This window comes from Zunongwangia atlantica 22II14-10F7 (assembly GCF_002094855.1).
GTDB classification, from domain to species: domain Bacteria; phylum Bacteroidota; class Bacteroidia; order Flavobacteriales; family Flavobacteriaceae; genus Zunongwangia; species Zunongwangia atlantica.
Window position 1 is genome coordinate 119,353 of record NZ_ARYN01000007.1, and the last position, 21,639, is coordinate 140,991.

General features: G+C 36.3%; 22 protein-coding genes. 16 read left to right on the top strand and 6 right to left on the bottom strand.

All coding sequences use genetic code 11. From position 1 onward, the window contains the following. Window positions 1-48: 48 nt before the first annotated feature. Window positions 49-879, bottom strand: coding sequence for a 23S rRNA pseudouridine(2604) synthase RluF (rluF, locus tag IIF7_RS09000; protein WP_084841352.1), 831 nt, complete (start codon window positions 877-879; stop codon window positions 49-51). 244 nt (window positions 880-1,123) lie between these two features. On the opposite strand from rluF, the gene IIF7_RS09005 reads away from it, so the two are divergent. From IIF7_RS09005 to dnaG, 4 genes are all read left to right on the top strand, one after another. Then, on the top strand, window positions 1,124-1,684 hold the full coding sequence (locus tag IIF7_RS09005) for an RNA polymerase sigma factor (RefSeq protein WP_084841353.1): 561 nt from the start codon (window positions 1,124-1,126) through the stop codon (window positions 1,682-1,684). Further along, on the top strand, window positions 1,671-2,513 hold the full coding sequence (locus tag IIF7_RS09010; protein ID WP_084841354.1) for a hypothetical protein: 843 nt from the start codon (window positions 1,671-1,673) through the stop codon (window positions 2,511-2,513). Before IIF7_RS09005 ends, IIF7_RS09010 begins: the two co-directional genes overlap by 14 nt. A 103-nt stretch (window positions 2,514-2,616) precedes the next feature. Beyond that, the gene (locus IIF7_RS09015) at window positions 2,617-3,681 is read left to right on the top strand and encodes a porin family protein (RefSeq protein ID WP_084841355.1); all 1,065 of its coding nucleotides are present in this window, start codon (window positions 2,617-2,619) and stop codon (window positions 3,679-3,681) included. Between the two features lie 98 nt (window positions 3,682-3,779). Next, window positions 3,780-5,762 carry a DNA primase gene (gene dnaG, locus IIF7_RS09020; protein ID WP_084841356.1) on the top strand — a complete coding sequence of 661 codons (1,983 nt, stop codon included), beginning with the start codon at window positions 3,780-3,782 and terminating at the stop codon, window positions 5,760-5,762. 15 nt (window positions 5,763-5,777) lie between these two features. On the opposite strand, the gene IIF7_RS09025 is transcribed toward dnaG, so the two are convergent. Both IIF7_RS09025 and nadE read right to left on the bottom strand, forming a co-directional pair. Further along, window positions 5,778-6,419 carry a response regulator gene (locus IIF7_RS09025; RefSeq protein ID WP_084841357.1) on the bottom strand — a complete coding sequence of 214 codons (642 nt, stop codon included), beginning with the start codon at window positions 6,417-6,419 and terminating at the stop codon, window positions 5,778-5,780. A gap of 100 nt (window positions 6,420-6,519) precedes the next feature. Then, on the bottom strand, window positions 6,520-7,311 hold the full coding sequence (nadE, locus tag IIF7_RS09030) for an NAD(+) synthase (RefSeq protein ID WP_084841358.1): 792 nt from the start codon (window positions 7,309-7,311) through the stop codon (window positions 6,520-6,522). A 109-nt stretch (window positions 7,312-7,420) separates the two neighbouring features. Between nadE and gldB the strand changes: the two genes are divergently transcribed. From gldB to IIF7_RS09045, 3 genes are read left to right on the top strand one after another with little or no spacing between them, the layout of a single operon-like run. Continuing rightward, on the top strand, window positions 7,421-8,383 hold the full coding sequence (gene gldB / locus IIF7_RS09035; protein ID WP_084841359.1) for a gliding motility lipoprotein GldB: 963 nt from the start codon (window positions 7,421-7,423) through the stop codon (window positions 8,381-8,383). Then, window positions 8,383-8,721: a gliding motility protein GldC gene (gene gldC / locus IIF7_RS09040; protein WP_084841360.1), complete on the top strand. Its 339-nt coding sequence runs from the start codon at window positions 8,383-8,385 to the stop codon at window positions 8,719-8,721. The genes gldB and gldC overlap by 1 nt, the downstream gene beginning before the upstream one ends. Before the next feature lie 2 nt (window positions 8,722-8,723). Next, on the top strand, window positions 8,724-9,086 hold the full coding sequence (locus tag IIF7_RS09045; RefSeq protein ID WP_084841361.1) for a GTPase: 363 nt from the start codon (window positions 8,724-8,726) through the stop codon (window positions 9,084-9,086). Here IIF7_RS09045 and IIF7_RS09050 read toward each other — a convergent pair whose 3' ends face one another. The 3 genes from IIF7_RS09050 to IIF7_RS09060 form a co-directional block, all read right to left on the bottom strand. After that, window positions 9,087-9,764, bottom strand: a complete 678-nt coding sequence (locus IIF7_RS09050; RefSeq protein WP_084841362.1) for a hypothetical protein — start codon at window positions 9,762-9,764, stop codon at window positions 9,087-9,089. A 116-nt stretch (window positions 9,765-9,880) separates the two neighbouring features. Beyond that, the gene (gene yihA, locus IIF7_RS09055) at window positions 9,881-10,483 is read right to left on the bottom strand and encodes a ribosome biogenesis GTP-binding protein YihA/YsxC (RefSeq protein WP_084841363.1); all 603 of its coding nucleotides are present in this window, start codon (window positions 10,481-10,483) and stop codon (window positions 9,881-9,883) included. A gap of 10 nt (window positions 10,484-10,493) precedes the next feature. Further along, the gene (locus IIF7_RS09060; RefSeq protein WP_084841364.1) at window positions 10,494-11,258 is read right to left on the bottom strand and encodes an alpha/beta fold hydrolase; all 765 of its coding nucleotides are present in this window, start codon (window positions 11,256-11,258) and stop codon (window positions 10,494-10,496) included. 291 nt (window positions 11,259-11,549) lie between these two features. On the opposite strand from IIF7_RS09060, the gene mraZ reads away from it, so the two are divergent. Genes mraZ through murG form a run of 9 tightly spaced genes read left to right on the top strand, consistent with a single transcriptional unit; the run spans window position 11,550 to window position 21,639 of the window. After that, on the top strand, window positions 11,550-12,023 hold the full coding sequence (gene mraZ, locus IIF7_RS09065; RefSeq protein ID WP_084841365.1) for a division/cell wall cluster transcriptional repressor MraZ: 474 nt from the start codon (window positions 11,550-11,552) through the stop codon (window positions 12,021-12,023). Continuing rightward, entirely contained in the window at window positions 12,010-12,906 is an 897-nt protein-coding gene (gene rsmH / locus IIF7_RS09070; RefSeq protein WP_084841366.1) for a 16S rRNA (cytosine(1402)-N(4))-methyltransferase RsmH, read from the top strand. The genes mraZ and rsmH overlap by 14 nt, the downstream gene beginning before the upstream one ends. A gap of 15 nt (window positions 12,907-12,921) precedes the next feature. After that, complete coding sequence (locus IIF7_RS09075) at window positions 12,922-13,239, top strand: FtsL-like putative cell division protein (protein ID WP_084841367.1); 318 nt, start codon at window positions 12,922-12,924, stop codon at window positions 13,237-13,239. Between the two features lie 4 nt (window positions 13,240-13,243). After that, the gene (locus tag IIF7_RS09080; protein WP_084841368.1) at window positions 13,244-15,235 is read left to right on the top strand and encodes a penicillin-binding protein; all 1,992 of its coding nucleotides are present in this window, start codon (window positions 13,244-13,246) and stop codon (window positions 15,233-15,235) included. Beyond that, window positions 15,232-16,698, top strand: a complete 1,467-nt coding sequence (locus IIF7_RS09085) for a UDP-N-acetylmuramoyl-L-alanyl-D-glutamate--2,6-diaminopimelate ligase (protein WP_084841369.1) — start codon at window positions 15,232-15,234, stop codon at window positions 16,696-16,698. The genes IIF7_RS09080 and IIF7_RS09085 overlap by 4 nt, the downstream gene beginning before the upstream one ends. Before the next feature lie 24 nt (window positions 16,699-16,722). Next, on the top strand, window positions 16,723-17,961 hold the full coding sequence (gene mraY / locus IIF7_RS09090) for a phospho-N-acetylmuramoyl-pentapeptide-transferase (protein WP_084841370.1): 1,239 nt from the start codon (window positions 16,723-16,725) through the stop codon (window positions 17,959-17,961). 3 nt (window positions 17,962-17,964) lie between these two features. Beyond that, window positions 17,965-19,302, top strand: coding sequence for a UDP-N-acetylmuramoyl-L-alanine--D-glutamate ligase (gene murD, locus IIF7_RS09095; protein ID WP_084841371.1), 1,338 nt, complete (start codon window positions 17,965-17,967; stop codon window positions 19,300-19,302). Window positions 19,303-19,333: 31 nt separating this feature from the next. Further along, window positions 19,334-20,542: an FtsW/RodA/SpoVE family cell cycle protein gene (locus tag IIF7_RS09100; protein ID WP_084841372.1), complete on the top strand. Its 1,209-nt coding sequence runs from the start codon at window positions 19,334-19,336 to the stop codon at window positions 20,540-20,542. Beyond that, complete coding sequence (gene murG, locus IIF7_RS09105) at window positions 20,539-21,639, top strand: undecaprenyldiphospho-muramoylpentapeptide beta-N-acetylglucosaminyltransferase (protein ID WP_084841373.1); 1,101 nt, start codon at window positions 20,539-20,541, stop codon at window positions 21,637-21,639. Before IIF7_RS09100 ends, murG begins: the two co-directional genes overlap by 4 nt.

Consider the following 21,639-nt stretch of genomic DNA (forward strand, 5'->3'; position numbering starts at 1 on the left):
AATAGGAAGATAAACGATATACAAATCAGGATTTTCGCTAATTCTCTGTTAAGATTTTCTGCGAGGGCGTTTACCTTTGTAAGGATTCTTAGGTTTAATTCCGTTAGGTTTTGTACTTTTCTTTTCTTCGGAAAAATGAGAAGCTTCCTCGGTTTTGGATGAGGTATTTACCAAACGATCGATCTCCTTAAGCTCATCTTCAGTGATATATCGCCATTTCCCAATAGGAACATCCAACGGAACATTCATAATTCTAATACGCTTAAGTTTTGTCACTTCGTAGTTTAAATACTCACACATTCGCCTAATTTGGCGATTAAGTCCCTGTGTTAAGATGATCCTGAATTCCTTTTCGCCTGTTTGCTCTACAAAACATTTTCTGGTCACGGTATCTAAAATTGGAATACCGTTACTCATTTTTTTAACGAAATCTGGCTGAATTGGTTTGTTAACTTTGACTATATATTCTTTTTCGTGATTGTTGCGCGCACGAAGAATTTTGTTCACGATATCACCATCGCTGGTTAAAAAGATCAATCCTTCGCTGGGTTTGTCTAAACGGCCAATAGGGAAAATACGTTCAGGATAATTAATGTAGTCTATAATATTATTTTTCTCGCGTTTTGTATCTGTTGTACAAACAATTCCTACAGGTTTATTAAATGCGATGTATACATTTGGCTTTTCCTTTTCTTCTATGGCAATTAATTTACCATCTACCCTAACTTCGTCTCCGGGAGCTATTTTTGTTCCCATTTCAGGAACAACACCATTTATGGTTACGCGTCCCTGGTCGATAAGTTTATCTGCAGCTCTTCTGGAACAATATCCAGCTTCACTTAAAAATTTATTTATTCGGGTTAAATTCTCTTCAGCCATTATAAAACAAGTGTTTCGCAAAGATACAAGATTAAGAATTGATGCCCATATTTAAAAACTTTCAAAAAAAATTAAAACCCGGGCAACCTTTTGTAACTTTTCTGCGTCTATGTAAATAGAAGGTCTTTTGGTAAGATGGCGATCAAGAAAAACATCATTTATTTAAGAACTTTAATGCAGGCCATGGAGTTCGAGGCAAGCTTAGGGAAACTTAAACCTTTATTAGGGAAATTAAGATCATCAGGTGAAAGTAATTCAACTTTTTAAAAACGAATCTCAGCTTATAAAACGTGCTGCGCAAAACAATCGCGAAGCGCAACAAAAGCTGTATGAGATTCACTCGGGTAAAATGCTTAGTGTTTGCCGGCAGTATATTAGAGATTTACACGATGCCGAAGATGTAATGCTAAGCGCCTTTTTTAAAGTCTTTACGCATTTAAAGGATTTTAAGTTCGAGGGAAGTTTTGAAGGTTGGGTTCGCAGGATTATGATTAGGGAAGCGATAAGTTTTCTACGGAAGAAAAAGAATCTCGAATTTCAGGAAGATGAGTTTAGTAATTATACAGAAAGTTCTAATAACATCGACGAGCAACTAAGCGTAGCGCATATACAGCAGCTTATCGACGATTTGCCTGAAGGTTATAAAATGGTTTTTGTGTTGTATGCGGTAGAAGGTTATAAGCATCAGGAAATTTCTAAAATGCTAAATATTACTGAAGGAACTTCTAAATCTCAGCTTTTTAAAGCGAGAAAATTATTACAGGAAAAATTAACGAATAAAGGAACAGGTTATGGCGCCAATTAAATTTGAAGAGCATATAAAGGAGCAGTTGGAAGAGCGTCGTATTTCTCCGTCCGTATCGAGTTGGGAAAAGCTTAATGCGCGATTAGACGAAAACGAAAATCGACAAAAATCGAATAAAAAATGGTGGTTGGGGATTGCAGCTTTACTTGTAATTGCTATTTCTGTAGGTGGTTTTATGCTGAAGTCTGAAAATGGAACTATAGAAGAACAAATTGTAGATACACCTTCTGAAAAAACTTCAGAAGAAATCACAAAACCAGTAGAAAATTCAGGAATTACTTCAGAAGAAAAAGAAAATAATTCGGCTATTGCTGCGGAAGAAGTGAAGGAAGAAATTAATGAAGAAACTGAAAAAACTACGCCTGAAAATATCCAAAATCAGCTTAAAAAAGATTCAGAAAAAATATTCCCGGAGCATAATGAAATAGGTGTAGCAACGATCGATGTACAAGGAGTGAAGACAGAAACTTCAGAACAAATAATACCGAAAATCGATAAAATCAACCCTAATTTTATAAATCCTACTAAAACGGAAGAAGATTTTATTGCGCAAAACGAGAATTTGATTCAGAATAAATTAGAAGAAGTGATAAGATCTCTAGAAGCAAATAGTGAAGATTCTGTTAGTGATGCAGAGGTTAATGCTTTATTACTAGCAGCAGCGAGCGATCTGGATCAGGATTTTCAAAAAGAATTTGCCAATCCATATAGTGCTGAAGCTTTACTGGCAGAAGCCGAACACGAAATCGAGAAATCCTTTAGAGATAAGATCTTTCAATTGCTAAAAGAAGGCTATTCTAAAGCTAAAAATGCAGTCGCACTAGATTAAGTAACGCACAATAAACCATTAAATATCATTACCCAAAACAAAGGGTCATTCATCAATCTGTTTTAGAGCTTAAGCTTTAAGACACTAAAAACTAATACTTATTATGAAAACAATTATCATCTATTTTGCCTTCTTAATTTCATCTTTTGCCATTGGCAGTATGGAGGCTCAGGAAACTACAGCCGAGAAAGAGCAACATACTACAGATTCGATTGCTCGAGTACAGAAAATCAAAGATGAGAGAATTAGGATTGCTACAGAAGAGGAGAAAGAAAAACTTAAAAAGGAGATTCAGAGAATTAATGAAAATCTGGAAAGTGGCTGGTATGATAAAGAAAGAGCAGAAAAGGAGAAAAAGGAAGCAGCAAAATTAGCAGCTGAAAATATCAAAAATCGTATTGTAATTATCGAAAATGAAGTTGCGATGGCTGAGCGTAATAAAGAGTCTGGAACTTATCTTGAAATTAATTTGTCGAAGGGGAAATTTAATTTAGATATAGATACCCCGGATAAAGAAGAGCGAATGGTCGAAAAGAGAACTCGCAATGATTTTGTACTTGCCTTTGGTTTCAATAATGCTTTAGAAAGTGGTCAATCTATAAATAATTCAGATTTTAAACTGGCAGGAAGTCGATTTTTTGAAATTGGTTGGGCGTGGACCACCAGAGTCTTCGAAAATACCAATTGGTTAAGAGTGAAATACGGATTGTCGTTTCAGTTAAACGGATTAAAACCTACAGATAACCGCTATTTTGTGCAGGATGGCGATATCACCAGACTAGAAGAATTTGAGTACGATTTGGATAAATCGAAATTTAGAATGGATAATCTTGTTGTGCCAATTCATTTTGAAATTGGGCCTTACGCAAACAGATATGATAAAGGTCGTAGAAAGTTTTCTACAGAGGATCAGATAAAAATTGGTTTTGGAGGTTATGCCGGTTTTAATATTGGAGAACGCCAAAAGCTAAAATTTAATGATGGCGATGATCAAAAGAGAAAGGATAAAAGCAGTTTTAATACTAACGAATTTGTGTATGGTTTAAGTGCATATTTAAGTTTTGGTGGTACGGCACTTTACGCAAAATATGATCTTAACCCTATTTTTGCCAGCCCAAATACAGAGCTTAATAATTTCTCTTTAGGTCTAAGATTTGATGTAGACTAGTCACTATATAATTTGTATTTTTGCAGACCTTGTCGCTTTTTCGGCAAGGTCTTTTCTATTTTCTGATAAATAAGAAAACCTTCAAAAAACGTCCAAATTTGATTTCTAAAAGTACCATAGATACTGTATTTGAAACCGCCCGGGTAGAGGAGGTGATCCAGGATTTTGTTCAGCTTAAAAAATCGGGAACAAACTTTAAGGGATTAAGTCCGTTTACAGACGAGCGTACACCAAGTTTTATGGTATCGCCGGTAAAACAAATTTGGAAAGATTTCTCTAGCGGAAAAGGAGGAAATGTTGTGGCCTTTTTAATGGAGCACGAACATTTTACCTATCCTGAAGCCATAAAATACCTGGCAAAAAAATATGGGATCGAAATTGAAGAAACTCAGCGAACCGATGAGCAGAAAGAGCAGGCCAATGAGCGTGAAAGTATGTATCTGGTTTCTGAATTTGCGAATAAATATTTTCAGAAAATCTTACATAAAACCGATGCCGGCCAGGCTATTGGGTTAAGCTATTTTAAGGAGCGAGGTTTTACGAATGAAACTATTAAAAAGTTTCAGCTTGGATATTGTTTAGACGAATGGGATGCTTTTACCAAAGAAGCCTTAGCTGAAGGTTATAAACTCGATTACCTGGAAAAAACTGGTTTATCGATTGTAAAGGGCGAGCGACAATTTGATCGTTTTAAAGGCAGGGTGATGTTTCCTATCCATTCGATGTCTGGACGCGTTTTAGGTTTTGGAGGCCGAATTTTAACTTCAGATAAAAAAGCTGCAAAATATCTAAACTCGCCAGAGAGTGATATTTACCATAAAAGTAAAGTGCTATATGGTATTTCGTATGCTAAGCAGGCCATAGCAAAAGAAGATAATTGCTATTTGGTTGAAGGTTATACAGATGTTATTCAGTTTCATCAAAGCGGGGTAGAGAATGTGGTTTCTTCTTCGGGAACAGCATTAACAAACGAGCAAATTCGTTTGATTAGCCGTTTAACTAAGAATATTACAGTACTTTTTGATGGCGATGCTGCCGGAATTAGAGCTTCGTTGCGTGGGATCGATTTGATCCTGGAGCAAGGAATGAACGTAAAAGTTTGTAGTTTCCCTGAAGGTGAAGATCCAGATAGTTTTGCACGAAAAAATTCTGAAGAGGAGTTAAAAGAGTTTTTAGCTGAAAACGCGACCGATTTTATAAGTTTTAAGGCTTCTTTATTAATGAAAGATGCTAAGAACGATCCCGTGAAAAAGGCGGCGTTAATTCGGGATATGGTAAGTAGTATCGCAAAAATACCAGATACCATTCAGCAGGAAGTATATCTTCAGGAATGTTCCAGGATCATGGATATTTCAGAAGATGTGTTGTTTTCTACGCTGGCGCAACTCACGAAAAAAGGAACTCAGGATCAACAAAGAGCAGCTAAAAAAGACCAAAAGAGTTTTCAGGTTGTAAGAGATGATCAACCAAAACAAGAACAGCAAACTATACGCCGAGTAGACGAATTACATGTGCTTGAAAAAGGCATTGTAAGTGCGCTATTACTTTACGGAAATGAAAAGCGAGAGTTTGAAGAAATGTTTTTGGAAGCTGATGAATCTGGCGAACCGATTTTAAAAAGTACGAACGTAGAACGAAAAGTTTCTCGAAAAATTTACCTTGATTTGCAGGAAGATGAGGTTGCTTTAGCAAATCCAGATTTTAGAGCGATTTACGAGCACTTAATTGAATATTATAATCGAGAAGAAAAGCTGATAGTCGAAAAATTTATAAGTGAAATGCCGCCTGAAAAATCGGCTATTGTGACCGATATTTTAATGGCTGAAGAGCGATACCAGTTAAGTGACTGGATGCGCCAGGATATTCCCGTGAAATCGAAAGATGAGCAAATAGATAGATTGGTTTCAGAAACTATCCTGAATTTTAGACGTCATCTATTGATGAGTAAGATCAAGGAACTTCAAGGTTCGATTACTGAGTTGAATGCTGAGGTTGATAATTCAGAAAAACTGGAAGAAATTATGGATTATATTCAGCTTCGAAAAACTATAGAGGAAAAACTTAATAGAGTTACTAGTTGATCTGACTACACGAATTTAAACTACAGGACTTATTTGTAAAAGTCGGGATTGAGTAATAAGCTCAGCAATACTATCAGCATCTAATTTTTTAAGCAATCTCGCTTTATACGTACTTACCGTTTTTTCGTTAATATTTAAAGCTTCAGCTATATCTTTATTACGCTTACCACTACTAAGTAAATTTAGAACTTCAGTTTCTCTTGAAGAAAGTTTCTTAAATCTAGAAATCTGGTTTTGCCCTTTAGAAATTCCACTATTTAATTTCTGAGTAATATCTTCATTCAGATAAATGCCGCCACGAGCCACCTGCTTTATCGCTTTATTTACAATTTCAGAAGAATTTGTTTTCGAAATGTACCCTGCAGCCCCGGCTTTTATGGCGCTTAGTGCATACATTTCCTCTGGATGGCAGCTAAATACCAAGATTTTAATATGCGGGTATTGTTGTTTAATTTGTCGCAGCGCATGAATCCCGTTTAATTGCGGAAGATCAATCTCGATCATAAGCACATCTGGTCGCCTGTTTTCAAGATATCTAAATAATTCGTTGCCTGTAGCAACATGGCCAATAACATTTATAAAGTCATTGGTTTCTAAGATATACTTAATACTTTCTGCGATTACGGGGTGCTGATCTGCAATTAAAATGGTACTCATTCTAGGATAAAGTTATGCTGTGTTAAAGTGATACTTTAACCTAAAATTAAGTGATAATGCTTATAAATATCCCGTATTTACTGCAATTTCGATAAAACGTTTAATTTTTAAGATGAACTGGTATTTCACATACCGGGATTGGATTCATTTTATGAGAATTAGCTGTATTTAATCGTAAATAGGTTTTGTAAACTTCTTTCTCTCTGCCTTCAAAATCGGCTTCAGTTTTTCCTGAATCCTGCATGCTCATTGCCCATTCTAATTCATCATAACTGGCGCCAAGTTGCATTTCGTCACTTCGGCTATCTCCAAATAAGCCATCACTTGGTGCGGCAACCATAATATCTTCGATTACCTCTAATTCTTTTCCTAAAGCATAAACCTCACTTTTCATAAGATCTGCAATTGGGCTAAGATCTACACCGCCATCACCATATTTTGTGTAAAAACCAACACCAAAATCTTCTACTTTATTCCCGGTGCCACCAACTAATAGTTTGTGCAATCCAGCAAAGTAATACAAAGTAGTCATTCTTAAACGGGCTCTGGAATTTGCTAAACTTAGATCTACATTGGCAGATTCTTCCACTTCTGGTAAAGCACTTCTAAAATTCTCGAAAATCGGAGTAAGATCTACGCGCTCACTGCTAACATTAGAAAATCGTTCTTTTAGAGAGGCGATATGTTTTTGCGCACGGCTAACGTGAGAAGGATCCTGGTGTATAGGCATTTCTAAAACCAAAACATTTAAACCCGTTTTTGCACAAAGCGTCGAAGTTACAGCCGAATCTATCCCGCCACTCACACCAACAACAAATCCGTTCATTTTGGCGTTTTTAGCATAGTCCTTTAACCAGTTTACAATATGATCGATTACTTTTGTGGTTTGCATAATTTTGGGTGAATTAGTTTGTAAATAATACCTTTGCACACAAAGCTAATACTTAAACATTATTAATAAAAGGGCAAAAGCCAAAACCCGTGATTTTTGACAAAAGCTTATGATGAAGAGAATTTTATTTGCCTTTTTTTTATTTCTAAGTCTTATTTCCTGTGATTCTGCATCAAAAAAAGAAAAAGAAATAGAAAAAGTTAGTGTAGATTTTAAAACCATACGATTTGACAGGCTTTTTGCTGAAGCTAAACCGCAAAGTCTTCCGCAGTTAAAACATGAATTTCCTTTTTTATTTCCGCAGCAATATCCAGATAGCGTTTGGATTAATAAAATGAAAGATACACTGCAACTGGAAATTAATAGAGAGGTTGCAAAAAAGTATCCCGATTTTAGCGAATTTGAGGATCAATTTTATTCGCTTTTTCAGCACGTAAAATATTACTTCCCAGATTTTAAAGTTCCTAATGTTATTACCGTAACTTCAGAAGTAGATTATAAAAATAAAACCATTTATACCGGCGATTATCTTTTTGTTTCGCTGGATACGTATCTTGGTGAAGATCATAAATTTTATATTGGTATTGTTGAATATTTTAAGCGGAATTTTACCGAAGATCAAATTGTGCCAGATGCTGCAAATAGTATTGCCGAAAAGTATGTGCCGCGTGCAAAATCCAGAACTTTTTTAGCGCAAATGATCTATTATGGGAAATTGTTGTATTTAAAAGATATTTGGCTCCCGCAGCAATCTAACTGGCGAAAAATAGGATATACTGAAGCGCAATGGAAATTTGCTGAAGAGAACGAAGAAATGATTTGGCGATATTTTGTAGATAACGAGCTTATTTTTGATACCGATTCTAATTTAGCGCCTCGATTTTTATATCCTGCACCATTTTCTAAATTTTATTTGTCATTAGATGCTGAAACTCCCGACAGACTGGGGCAGTATATTGGCTGGGAAATGGTAAAATCTTATATGGATAAAAACGAGGTTTCTATAAAACAAATGTTACAGGCCGATGCTGAAACAATTTTTAATAACGCAAACTATAAACCAAAGAAATAATGGCAGCTTATAAAAAATCTGATATAAATATTGAAGTGATAACCGATGAAAATAAGGTTCCTGAAGAAATTTATTGGAGTGCAGAGGATGGTAATATTCATAAAGAAGAAGCAAAGGCTTTAATGCTTTCTGTTTGGGATAGCAAATCGCAGGAAACTTTAAGAATCGATCTATGGACTAAGGAAATGCCGGTAGACGAGATGAAAAAATTCTTTCATCAAACCTTAGTTTCTATGAAAGAGACTTACTATCGCGCTACACAAGATGATAAAATGGCTGATACGATGGGTGATTTTTGTGATTATTTTGCAGAGAAATTAGAAATAACCAAAAAGTAATTTTGCATAAGAAACTCATCTTTGTTTATAACGCAAACTCGGGTACGTGGAATTCGGTTTTGGATTCGGTTCACAAAATTTTGAAACCAGAAACTTATTCCTGTAAACTTTGTGCGGTAACTCATGGTTTGGCTGGTGAAAAAAATATCTGGAAAAACTATCGAAAATCGTCGAATCTCGATATGGAGTTTTACCATAAAGATGAGTTTCTAAAAACTTTTGCTTCAAAATATTTACTGAAGTTTGATTTTCCGGCGATACTTTTTGCTGAAAATGGAGATCTACAGGTGCTAATTTCAGCAGAGGAATTTAATGAGATTTCTTCCGTAGAAAAATTGATCGAAATTATCGAAAATCGAGTTTGATTATTTGAAGTATTTATACCAAACGTCTGGTTCTAAATATTTAGCTGTAATATCTAATCTAGATTCACCATTATATACCAATATAAGACCGTTTGGTTTGATAATGGCATAGCTGCCGCAAAGGTTGGACTGTCTAAAGAGGTTCTTGAAAATTCGATTGTTTGTATCGGAATATAAATAATCGAGTTTCTTTATGCTTTCGAAATTTATGCCTTCCTGAGTAATAACTAGGGTCTCGACATCCTTATACTTTTTTTCTATAACTGTTTTTTGAGGAGCTAAGTGTTTTTTCAATTCTCTTACTCTATGTTTTTTCCAATTGTTATTATTGCTATGAAGCTCTAAATTACAAAGGTCGTCTTTATAGTAGTAGGAAATTAAAAAAGTGGTATTTCTGGGATACCTTTTATTGCTTAATTCTTCAAGGATAACAGAGAGTAACTGGTAATCGCCTTTAAAGGTTTCTATATTGGGTTTGTAAAATAATTTAGCTTCAATAGTATCCCCTTTTTTTGTGTCCCACCTTCCTTTGCTGGCATTATGGTGCCACTCATTGTAAAATTTGTTTCTTGAAATAGTATTTCCATTTTCATCCAGATAACTTTTTGTTATTTTGGGAGTTACACAAGATTGTAGCATTAAAACAATAAAAGCAAATACATAGAAATAGTTATTCATTATTGAATATTAAACCCCTAGATTTTGTTAAATGCCAAGGATAGTTGTGTGTAAAATTTCTGTGTAGGGATTTTATGATATTCTTTTTCAGTAATTGCTGAAAATAACTATAAAGCTTACTCGGTAACCTCGTTGTTAAGATTATCGATAAATTCAAGAATGTCTTCAGCACCGGTTTTTGCGGTAGATGAGGTTACAAAAAAATGTGGCATTTGTTCCCAGACCTGGAGCATTTCGTGCTGGTAATCCATTATGTTTTTCTCTAGCTCTTTGGGTTTTAATTTATCGGCTTTAGTGAAGATCATGCAAAACGGGATCGCATGTTCGCCTAGCCATTCCATAAATTCCATATCTATAGGCTGTGGTTTATGGCGGCTGTCAATTAATACAAAAGCACAAACCAGTTGTTTGCGTTCTTCAAAATAAGCAGTGATAAACTTCTGGAAAACCTTTTTTGCAGATTTCGAGACTTTAGCATAACCATATCCCGGTAGATCGACAAGATGCCAATTCTTATTGATTAGGAAATGGTTGATAAGCTGAGTTTTACCTGGTTTTGCAGATGTTTTTGCAAGGCTTTTTCGGCCTGTGATCATGTTGATTAACGAAGATTTTCCCACATTACTACGCCCAATAAATGCATATTCAGGTAATGGACTATTAGGGCACTTAGCAACTTTAGAATTGCTAACTACAAATTCAGCAGTATTAATCTTCATGATCTAATTTTTAGAAGTTTCTTTTTTGTAACCAGTCGAACAATAACTCGTTAAAAAGATCTGGATGTTCCATCATGGCAGCGTGGCCACATTTATCTACCCAATAAAGATCTGAGTCTGGTAGAAGTCGGTGAAAATCTTCTGCGACTTCTGGAGGCGTAACATTATCGTTTTTTCCCCAAATGATACAGGTTGGTGTATTCATTTTTGGTAAGTCTTTTGCCATATTGTGTCTAATAGCACTTTTTGCAATGGCTAAGGTTTTTACCAATTTATTACGGTCGCCCACGGTTTCGTAAACATCGTCTACAATTTCTTTGGTAGCTACCGCAGGATCATAAAATACATTTTGAGCTTTTTTCTTTATAAATTCATAGTCGCCACGGCGGGGATAACTTTCGCCCATTGCATTTTCGTATAATCCAGAACTTCCTGTAATTACAAGCCCTTTTATGCTTTCTGGATATAATTTTGTGGTTAAAAGTGCAATATGACCTCCTAAAGAGTTTCCTAATAAAATCACATTATTAAGACCTTTGGTGTCTAAAAATTCCTTCAGATATTTTGCAAAAGTGCCTACACTTGTTTTTAGTAGGGACATCGAATAAAGGGGAAGCTCTGGGATTAAAATTTTATAACCCTTTGAAGGAAAATAATCTACTACTCCGTCAAAATTACTTAAGCCACCCATAAGTCCGTGTAAAATAACTATCGGAGTCCCTTCGCCTATCTCTAAATATGTGAATTTTCCCTCTTTCCTTAAATTATTTTTCATTGATACCCTTTGCGGTTAGCAATCGCAAATATAGCGATTTCATTACAAGTATAATCATTTTTGAGCAATAGCAAAGTGATTAGCGGTTTTCAGTAATATTTATTAACGCAATTTGGAAGTGGGAATTTTAACACAAATTTAAGCGGAGAAAATAAACTCTTGGAACCGAAGAGAATAGCGCTATTTGGTAGTGTTTCAGTTAAATACGACGGGAAAACTTATCAACAATGTGGGAAGATGTGGTAAAAAGTGGTAATATTTTCAATATATTTGACTTTGTAAAGCAAATTTGTGGTAAATCTTATTGGAACATACGAGTGTAAAGTTGACACTAAGGGTAGGCTTATGGTGCCTTCAGCCCTTAAGAAACAACTTATGCCTATGCTTCAGGAAGGTTTTGTGATTAAAAGGGCAGTCTTTCAGTCTTGTTTAGAGTTGTATCCCATGGAAGAGTGGAATAAACTTATGCAACGAATGAACAAACTTAATCGCTTTAAAAAGAAAAACAACGACTTTATTCGAAGATTCACAGCTGGCGTAAAGACTGTAGAGGTAGATGGAAATGGCAGGTTACTTATTCCAAAAGATCTTGTTGGTTTTGCAGGTATTAAGAAAGAGATTGTGCTTTCTTCAGCAATAAACATTGTGGAGATTTGGGATAAAGATAAGTACGAAGAAGCAATCGAGGCTGCAAGCGATGATTTTGCAGATCTGGCAGAAGAGGTAATGGGAATTGACGATTTCGATGTTGATGGAGTATCATAATCCGGTATTATTAAAAGAGTCTGTAGATGGTTTGAATATCAAACCCGATGGCGTGTATGTAGATGTTACATTTGGTGGCGGTGGTCACTCACGCGAAATCTTAAGCAGATTGGGGGAGAAGGGGAAACTTTTTGCTTTCGATCAGGATACCGATGCTTTACAAAATAAGATAGATGATCCTCGCTTTACACTTATTAATGAAAACTTTAGATTCCTAAAGCGATTTTTGAGGTTTTATGCAGTAAAAAAAGTAGATGGTATTCTAGGTGATTTTGGTGTTTCTTCACATCAATTTAATGAAGCTGATCGTGGTTTTTCTACACGTTTTAATGCAAAGCTGGATATGCGAATGGACCAGGGAAGTTCATTAAGCGCATATCAGGTAATTAATGAATATGAGGAAGAGCAGCTAAAAAGCCTGTTTTACCAATACGCCGATTTAAAAAATGCTCCAAAATTGGCAAGAATCATTGTTGCTGAACGTAAAAATAATCCAATAGAAAATAGTGAAGATTTAAATGAACTTTTAAAGCCTCACTTATTTAAAGGAAAAGAAAATAAAATTTTAGCACAAATCTATCAGGCAATTCGCATAGAAGTGAATCAGGAAATAGAAGTGCTGAAAGAATTTTTGCTTCAAACGGAAGAAATAGTGGAGAAAAATGGGAGGATTAGTTTAATCTCTTACCATTCTTTGGAAGATCGTTTGGTGAAAAGATATATAAGAAGCGGACTTTTTGAAGGAGAGCCTGAAAAAGATTTCTACGGAAATATTTCAGTGCCTTTTAAAAAGGTTGGGGGGCTTATTGTGCCTTCAAAAAAAGAGATTAGCGAGAATAATAGAGCGCGAAGTGCAAAATTAAGAATAGCTAAAAAGCTATAAAACCGGGGTAGATTTATGAAGAAAGGTTTTTACAATATTCTTAAAGCCAATTTTTTAATTAACGAAGACGCCTTTAAAAACTGGCGTTTTATCGTATTCTGCACTGTTTTGGCTATAATTATGATTGCCAGCTCGCATAGCGCAGAGCGTAAAGTACACCAGATTGCACGTTTACACGAAGAAGTTTTAGAATTAAGAAGCGAGTTCTTAGAAGGACGTTCTAATTTGATGAAAATCAAAATGGAATCTACTGTTACCAACGAGATGAAAAAAATAGGGATTGGTCCTTCAGATAATCCACCATATAAATTAAGAGTAAAAGTTAGCGAGTAGTTGTATGGCAACCACTGAAAAAGGCATATTAAACAGGTTATATTTTGTTGCAGGATGCATGTTCATCTTCGCGATAGCTGTTGGTGTGAAGCTAATGGATATTCAGTTTGTAGAAGGAGAACATTATAAACAACTTTCAGAAGAACGTGTTTATCGAAATTTCACTATTCCTGCAAACCGTGGGAATCTTTATGATTCTAACGGGAGTCTTTTAGCAGCTTCAGTGCCAAAATATGATATCAGGTTTGATGCAGTAACAGTTTCAGATGAGGTATTCGAAGAAAATGTGCTGCCACTTTCTAAAGAATTAGCCAAGATGTTGGGAAATACATCTTCATATTATGTACATAAATTAAGAACTGCCAGAGCGCATAATCAAAGATATGTTTTAATAACAAGAGGTCTTGGATATTCAGAATATATGAAGATCAAGACGTTCCCAATTTTTAATCTGGGAGCTTACAAAGGCGGACTTATAGTAGAACAGCGTACCGTTAGAGAGCATCCGCTAGGTAAAATGGCCGAGCGTACCGTTGGATACGAGAGACAGGATGATGAGGGGTATTTTACAAGAGTAGGTTTAGAAGGTGCTTTTGGTCCTTATCTAAGAGGAACAGATGGGCATCGTTTAAAGCAAAAGATAGCTAAAGGACAGTGGAAGCCAATTAGCGATAATAATGAAGTTGAGCCTAAGGATGGTTATGATGTAATTTCTACCATAGATGTGAATATTCAGGATATTGCGCATCACGCTTTATTAAAGCAGCTCGAAGATTTTGAAGCTGAGCATGGTACCGTGATCGTAATGGAAACAGCAACCGGTGAGATTAAGGCAATGTCTAACCTTGGTCGTACAGAGGAAGGTACATATTACGAGAAAAGAAATTATGCGGTTTACGAAGCACATGAGCCAGGATCTACTTTTAAGTTGATGGCAATGGTTGCCGGTTTAGAAGATGGTGTGATCGATACCAATCAGGTTGTGGATACAGAAAATGGCGTTGTTCGTTTCTACGGAAGGGCAGTGCGTGATTCGCATCATGGAGGTTACGGTAAAATTTCTGCAGCTAGAGCTTTCGAAGTTTCTTCGAATACAGCTTTTACAAAAATGATTTCTGAAGGCTATAAAAACGATCCTGGGAAATTTGTAGATCGCCTTGATGATATGGGGGTTACCCGTAAAATTGGTTTAGAAATAAAAGGAGAAGGAACACCTAGAATTCCGCATCCAGATGATAAAGGTTGGAATGGATTAAGCTTGCCATGGATGGCATTTGGATATGGTGTTGCAGTAACTCCTTTACAAACCTTAACCTTTTACAATGCCATAGCTAATGATGGTGAGATGGTAAAACCTCGTTTTATAAAAGAAGTAAAAGAATGGGATAAAACCATTGTAAAAATGGAACGTGAGGTGATGAATCCTGCTATCTGTTCTCCAGAGACTGCAAAGAAAGTTAGGGAGATGATGAAGAACACCGTAAAACGCGGTACAGCAGCGAATATTTATACTCCTAATTTTTCTATGGCGGGAAAAACAGGAACCTGCCAAACCGAATATTGGATAGAGCCGGGAAGATATATAGCGTCTTTTGCAGGATATTTTCCGGCAGATAATCCTAAGTATTCATGCATTGTTGTAGTGCATAAGCCTAAAAGAAGTAAAGGTTATTACGGTAATATAGTAGCCGCACCTGTTTTTAAAAGAATCGCACAGAAAATTTATACCGATACTCCTATTATGGACGAGCTTCCTTCTTTAGAGGTTGAAAGCGAAATAGTAGAACAGGATTTCGAAAAATATTATACAAAGGTTCAAAGTGAAAAAGTGGTAATGCCAAATGTAAAAGGTATGCCCGCAATGGATGCTATCCCACTTTTGGAGAATCTTGGCTTAAAAGTACAGGTTAATGGTGACGGCATTGTTAGAAGTCAGTCGATCACTGCTGGCCAAAAAATAAAGAGTAACCAAAAAGTAAATCTGAAGTTAAGTTGAAAATACTTAAGGACATATTATATAAGGTAAGTATGGAATCTGTGGTTGGGAATACCGCAGTGCCTGTAAAGAATATTCATTTCGATTCGAGAAAAGTTGAAATGAACGATGTTTTTGTAGCAATTACAGGTACGATTTCCAACGGGCACGATTTCATTGAAAAAGCAATTAATAAGGGAGCTTTGGTGATTATTTGTGAAGAGCTTCCGGCTAATATCGTGAATGGGGTTACTTATGTTCAGGTGGCCAATTCTAAGGAAGCTTTAGCATATATGGCTGCTAACTTCTATGGCAATCCTTCAGATAAACTCAAATTGGTTGGAGTTACCGGTACTAATGGTAAAACAACCATAGCTACTTTATTGTATGATTTATTTACCAAAGCCGGCTTTAAAGTTGGTTTACTTTCAACGGTGAAAGTAATGGTAGGAGATAAATTATATGATGCGGTACGCACAACACCAGATTCGTTAACCATCAACTATTATTTAGCAGAAATGAACGAAGAAGGTGTAGAGTATTGCTTTATGGAAGTAAGTTCTCATGGAATCGATCAGCACCGTACAACTGGATTAGAATTTGCTGGCGGAATTTTCACCAATCTTAGTCATGATCATTTAGATTATCATAACAGCTTTGCAGAATATCGTGACGTGAAAAAGCGGTTTTTTGATGAATTGCCAGCTTCAGCATTTGCATTAACCAATGTAGATGACAAGAATGGCGAAGTGATGCTTCAAAATACCAACGCGAAACAATATACCTACGGACTTAAAAATTATGCCGATTATAAAGCTCAAATTCTGGAAAATCAATTTACAGGATTATTGCTGAAGATCAACGACCAGGAAGTATGGTCTCGGTTAATCGGAAGCTTCAATGCTTACAATATTTTGGCGATTTATGCCGCTGCGGAATTACTTGGATTAGAAACTATAGAAAACCTGAAGTTTATAAGTGAGCTTCATTCTGTAAATGGACGCTTTCAATATTTCATTTCTTCCGAAGAAAAAATTACCGCAATTGTAGATTACGCACATACCCCAGATGCATTAAAAAATGTGTTAGAGACCATCAATGCGATTAGAACAAAAAATGAAGAACTAATTACGGTTGTAGGTTGTGGTGGTGATAGAGATCGAACCAAAAGACCAAAAATGGGACATATCGCTTCGGCTTTAAGTTCTAAAGTGATCTTTACCAGTGATAATCCAAGAACTGAAGATCCAGATGCCATTATTGAAGAAATAGAAAAAGGGGTAGAACCTCAAAATTTTAATAAAACAGTTTCAGTAACTAATAGAAAACAGGCGATTAAAACCGCTTGCCAAATGGCGAAAGCCAACGATATCATTTTAATCGCAGGAAAAGGTCATGAAACCTACCAGGAAGTTAATGGTGAAAAACATGATTTTGATGATTATAAGATCGTGAGTGAATTTTTAAAACAGCTAAAAAAGTAACGCCAAAAGGCAGAATATAAGGATATGCTTTATTATTTATTTCAATTTTTAGAAGATAAATACCAGTTCCCGGGAGCTCAGTTGTTTGAATATCTTTCATTCCGCTCGGCTATGGCTATACTTTTATCGCTGTTAATCTCTACAATTTACGGGAAGCGAATAATTAACTATTTGCAAACCAAACAAATTGGGGAAAGTGTAAGAGAGCTTGGTTTGCAAGGGCAAACCGAAAAAGCTGGAACACCAACAATGGGCGGTATTATCATTATAATTTCAACCTTGATCCCGGTGTTGCTTTTGGCAGATTTGGCCAATATTTATGTGATTTTATTGATTATTACCACCGTTTGGATGGGAGCTATTGGTTTTCTGGATGATTATATCAAAACATTTAAGAAAGATAAAGAAGGTTTGCCTGGTAAATTTAAGATTCTTGGGCAGGTAGGTCTTGGGTTGATCGTTGGTTGTATTATGTACTTCCATGACGGAATTACAATAAAAGAAAAGGCAAATCCACAGGAAGTAATTTCACAGGAAATGATGCTAGGTGCTAATGAATTGCCAGAAATGGGGCCAGAGCAAAAAACACTTACTACCACTATTCCTTTTGTGAAAAATAATGAATTTGATTACTCGAAGATCATCTCCTGGATAAGCCCAGATTTGGCAAAATACGCCTGGATTATTTTTATCCCGATCGTCATTTTTATAGTAACAGCAGTTTCAAACGGGGCAAATTTAACTGATGGTATCGATGGTCTTGCCGCAGGATCTTCAGCAATCATTGTGCTAACATTGGGCATTTTTGCATGGGTTTCTGGTAACATCATTTTTTCAGATTACCTCAATATCATGTATATCCCTCGTTCCGGAGAAATGACGATTTATATAACAGCATTTGCAGGAGCATTAGTCGGTTTTCTATGGTATAACACCTATCCGGCCCAGGTTTTTATGGGAGATACGGGGAGTTTAACTATTGGAGGAATTATTGCTGTTTTAGCAATTGCTTCTAGAAAAGAATTATTGATACCTATTTTATGCGGAATTTTCTTAGTAGAGAATCTATCTGTTATGCTACAGGTATCCTGGTTTAAATACACTAAAAAGAAATTTGGCGAAGGGCGCAGGATTTTCCTGATGTCTCCTTTGCATCATCACTACCAAAAGAAAGGGCATCATGAAAGTAAGATCGTTGTTCGGTTTTGGGTAGTGGGTATTATCCTGGCCATTTTAACCATTGTGACACTTAAACTTCGATAAAAGTTGAGTAAGAAAATTGTCATACTTGGTGGTGGAGAAAGCGGTGTTGGTACTGCGATCTTGGCGAAGAAAGAAGGCTATAAGATTTGGCTTTCAGACAAAGGAAAAATTAAAGAAAAATATAAAAAGGTTCTTGAACATCTTGAAATAGACTGGGAGGAAGAAAAACATACTGAATCGCAGATTTTTGATGCCGATGTGGTGATGAAAAGTCCGGGTATTCCAGATACAGTGCCAATGATAAAAGCACTAAGAGAAAATGGAATTCCCGTAATTTCTGAAATAGAATTTGCTGCGGAATACACCAGTGCTGTAATTGTTGGTATCACCGGAAGTAACGGAAAAACCACAACCACAAAATTAACCGATCATCTGTTGAATGATGCTGGTTTAAAAGTGGGAATGGCCGGTAATGTAGGAGATAGTTTTGCGAAGCAGGTAGCAGAAACAAATCCAGATTACTATGTGTTAGAACTTAGTAGTTTTCAGTTGGATGGGATTGAAAAGTTTAGACCGCATATTGCAATTTTAACCAATATTACTCCAGATCATTTAGATCGATATGATTATAAATTCGAGAATTATATCGAAGCTAAGTTCAGGATTACAAAGAATCAAACAAAGGACGATTATTTTATTTACGACGCAGATGACGAAGTTATTACGAGCTGGCTAAAGAACAACAAAATTGAGGCGCAGTTACTGCCATTTTCGCTAGAGAGAAAGCTAGAGAATGGCGCATATTTAGAAAATGATACAATTATTATAAAGACAGAAAATACAGAGTTTACTATGGCTACTTCAGATTTAACATTACAAGGTAAACACAATACGAAGAACGCAATGGCAGCTGCTACAGTGGCAAAGCTTTTAAAAATAAGAAAGAATACGATCCGTGAAAGTATGGAAAGCTTTCAGGGTGTAGAACATCGCTTAGAAAAAGTGCTTAAGATCAATAATGTACAATACATCAACGATTCTAAAGCCACAAACGTTAATGCTACTTACTACGCTTTAGAAAGTGTGGAAGGGCAAACTGTTTGGATCTTAGGAGGTGTGGATAAAGGAAATGTTTACGATGAACTTTTGCCATTAGTGAACGAGAAAGTAAAAGCAATTATTTGCCTAGGGGTGGATAACACCAAGATCATTAATTCTTTTGGGAATTGTGTTGAAACAATGATGGAAACACAAAGCATGAGTGAAGCGGTGAAAATGGCGTATAGGCTTTCTGAAAAAGGAGATACGGTTTTACTTTCTCCGGCCTGTGCTAGTTTCGATCTTTTCGAGAATTACGAAGATCGCGGAAGACAGTTTAAAGAAGCAGTAAGAAATTTATAGAATATCAGTAAAATTAAGCTGAGAGAGCGAAATGGGGAACATTTTTGCAAATATTAAAGGAGATAAGGTAATCTGGGCTACTGCCGGGCTACTGGCGATATTTTCATTTTTGCCAGTGTATAGCGCGAGTAGTAACATTGCTTACCTATATGGTGATGGGAGTACATTTAAATATTTGATCGTTCACTTTTTCCATTTGTTATTAGGCTTTTGTGTGATGTTCGCAGCGCATAAAGTTCCTTATCGATATTATAAGGGATTATCGATTATAATGCTGCCGGTAGTAATTGTATTATTGATCTATACAATGGCTCAGGGAACGGTGATCGACGGGGCAAATGCAAGTAGATGGATTAGGATTCCGGTCTTAGGAGTTACGTTCCAGTCATCTACGTTTGCAGCAGTGGTTTTAATGATCTATGTGGCTAAATATATGTCCAGGATCACCGATAAAAAAATCACTTTTAAAGAAACAATTTTACCACTTTGGGTACCTGTAGGTTCAGTATTAATGTTAATTTTGCCGGCCAATTTTTCGACAACTGCGATCATTTTTGCTATGGTTTTGGTTCTCATGTTTTTAGGAGGTTATCCCATAAAATATCTGGCTGCAGTGGTGTTTGCCGGAGTTATTTTATTCGGAATTTTTGTTTTGGCAGCGAAGGCATTTCCTGGAATTTTGCCCAACAGGATCGATACTTGGGCGAGTAGGATAGAGAATTTTACAAATGACGAAGATACCGAAGCAGATTATCAGATCGAAAGAGCAAAGATAGCCATCGCAAGAGGTGGTATTGCAGGAACAGGGATTGGGAAAAGTGTGCAGCGAAACTTTTTACCACAGTCTTCTTCAGATTTTATCTATGCGATAATTGTTGAAGAAATGGGGTTAATTGGGGCGTTTGGAGTGATGTTAGCCTATTTGATGATTTTGTTTAGGATTATTATCGTGGCGACCAAAGCAAATACTGTTTTTGGTAAGTTGCTGGTTGTAGGAGTAGGGATTCCAATTATTTTTCAGGCATTGGTAAATATGGCGGTTGCGGTAGAATTATTTCCGGTAACCGGGCAAACATTACCGTTGGTAAGTAGTGGTGGGACATCGATTTGGATGACCTGTATGTCACTGGGGATTATTCTTAGTGTAAGTGCGAAAAGAGAAGAAGAAAAAGAATTTGAAGAAGCTGAAAGAAGGGCAGAGGATGAAAATCCTTTGGATATTTTAAGCGAAGCAATATGAGTAAAGATCTACGTATCATATTATCTGGTGGAGGAACGGGTGGTCACATTTACCCGGCTATTGCTATTGCCGATGAGGTAAAGCGACGTTATCCCGATGCGAAGATCAAATTTGTTGGGGCGCAGGATAAAATGGAGATGGAAAAAGTACCGCAGGCCGGTTACGAGATCGAAGGGCTTTGGATTAGCGGTTTGCAGCGAAAGCTAACGCTTAAAAATTTAATGTTTCCATTCAAATTACTGAATAGCATTAGTAAATCCAGAAAGATCATAAAGGATTTTCAACCGAATGTTGCCATTGGTACAGGAGGATTTGCAAGCGGACCTTTATTACATGTTGCTAATAAAAAGGATATACCAACCTTGCTTCAGGAGCAAAACTCATTTCCTGGGATCACTAATAAGATCCTTGCGAAAAGAGCGAATGTGATCTGTGCGGCTTACGATGAAGTGAAACGATTTTTTCCGCGGGAAAAGGTAAAGAAAACAGGAAATCCGGTACGCCAGGATTTACTGGATATCGATACTAAAAGAATAGAAGCGCAAAAGTTTTTCAATCTGGATTCAGATAAAAAAACAGTGCTTGTTCTTGGTGGTAGTTTAGGAGCAAGAAGAGTGAATCAATTAATCGCCCAATATGCCGATCGCTTGAAGAAAGAAAATATTCAGTTGATCTGGCAGTGCGGTAAATTATATTACGAAGATTACAAAACTTATACTGAAGGGACTGTTCAGGTTCATCAGTTTTTAAATAAAATGGATTTGGCTTACGCTGCGGCAGATGTGATTATTTCGCGAGCTGGTGCAGGTAGTGTTTCAGAGCTTTGTATTGTTGGGAAACCTGTAATTTTTATTCCGTCACCCAATGTTGCAGAAGATCATCAAACCAAAAATGCGATGGCTGTTACAAAAAATGATGCGGCCATCACCATTGGTGAAAATGAGCTGGATGAAAAGTTTGAAAATGCCTTTTTCGATTTGCTGAATAATGAAAGCCAGCAAAAAGAATTAGGCGAAAATATTAAGAAAATGGCCCTGCCTAATGCAACGGCCGATATTGTAGACGAAATAGAAAAACTAATTATCAGAAAAGCCTAG

Coding starts and splice junctions, on each gene's coding strand:
- IIF7_RS09100 (WP_084841372.1), top strand. CDS start 19,334: ATGGGGAACATTTTTGCAAATATTAAAGGAGATAAGGTAATCTGGGCT.
- mraY (WP_084841370.1), top strand. CDS start 16,723: ATGCTTTATTATTTATTTCAATTTTTAGAAGATAAATACCAGTTCCCG.
- IIF7_RS09075 (WP_084841367.1), top strand. CDS start 12,922: ATGAAGAAAGGTTTTTACAATATTCTTAAAGCCAATTTTTTAATTAAC.
- IIF7_RS09060 (WP_084841364.1), bottom strand. CDS start 11,258: ATGAAAAATAATTTAAGGAAAGAGGGAAAATTCACATATTTAGAGATA.
- IIF7_RS09050 (WP_084841362.1), bottom strand. CDS start 9,764: ATGAATAACTATTTCTATGTATTTGCTTTTATTGTTTTAATGCTACAA.
- IIF7_RS09080 (WP_084841368.1), top strand. CDS start 13,244: ATGGCAACCACTGAAAAAGGCATATTAAACAGGTTATATTTTGTTGCA.
- yihA (WP_084841363.1), bottom strand. CDS start 10,483: ATGAAGATTAATACTGCTGAATTTGTAGTTAGCAATTCTAAAGTTGCT.
- IIF7_RS09010 (WP_084841354.1), top strand. CDS start 1,671: ATGGCGCCAATTAAATTTGAAGAGCATATAAAGGAGCAGTTGGAAGAG.
- rluF (WP_084841352.1), bottom strand. CDS start 879: ATGGCTGAAGAGAATTTAACCCGAATAAATAAATTTTTAAGTGAAGCT.
- rsmH (WP_084841366.1), top strand. CDS start 12,010: ATGGAGTATCATAATCCGGTATTATTAAAAGAGTCTGTAGATGGTTTG.
- murG (WP_084841373.1), top strand. CDS start 20,539: ATGAGTAAAGATCTACGTATCATATTATCTGGTGGAGGAACGGGTGGT.
- gldB (WP_084841359.1), top strand. CDS start 7,421: ATGATGAAGAGAATTTTATTTGCCTTTTTTTTATTTCTAAGTCTTATT.
- IIF7_RS09025 (WP_084841357.1), bottom strand. CDS start 6,419: ATGAGTACCATTTTAATTGCAGATCAGCACCCCGTAATCGCAGAAAGT.
- IIF7_RS09015 (WP_084841355.1), top strand. CDS start 2,617: ATGAAAACAATTATCATCTATTTTGCCTTCTTAATTTCATCTTTTGCC.
- gldC (WP_084841360.1), top strand. CDS start 8,383: ATGGCAGCTTATAAAAAATCTGATATAAATATTGAAGTGATAACCGAT.
- nadE (WP_084841358.1), bottom strand. CDS start 7,311: ATGCAAACCACAAAAGTAATCGATCATATTGTAAACTGGTTAAAGGAC.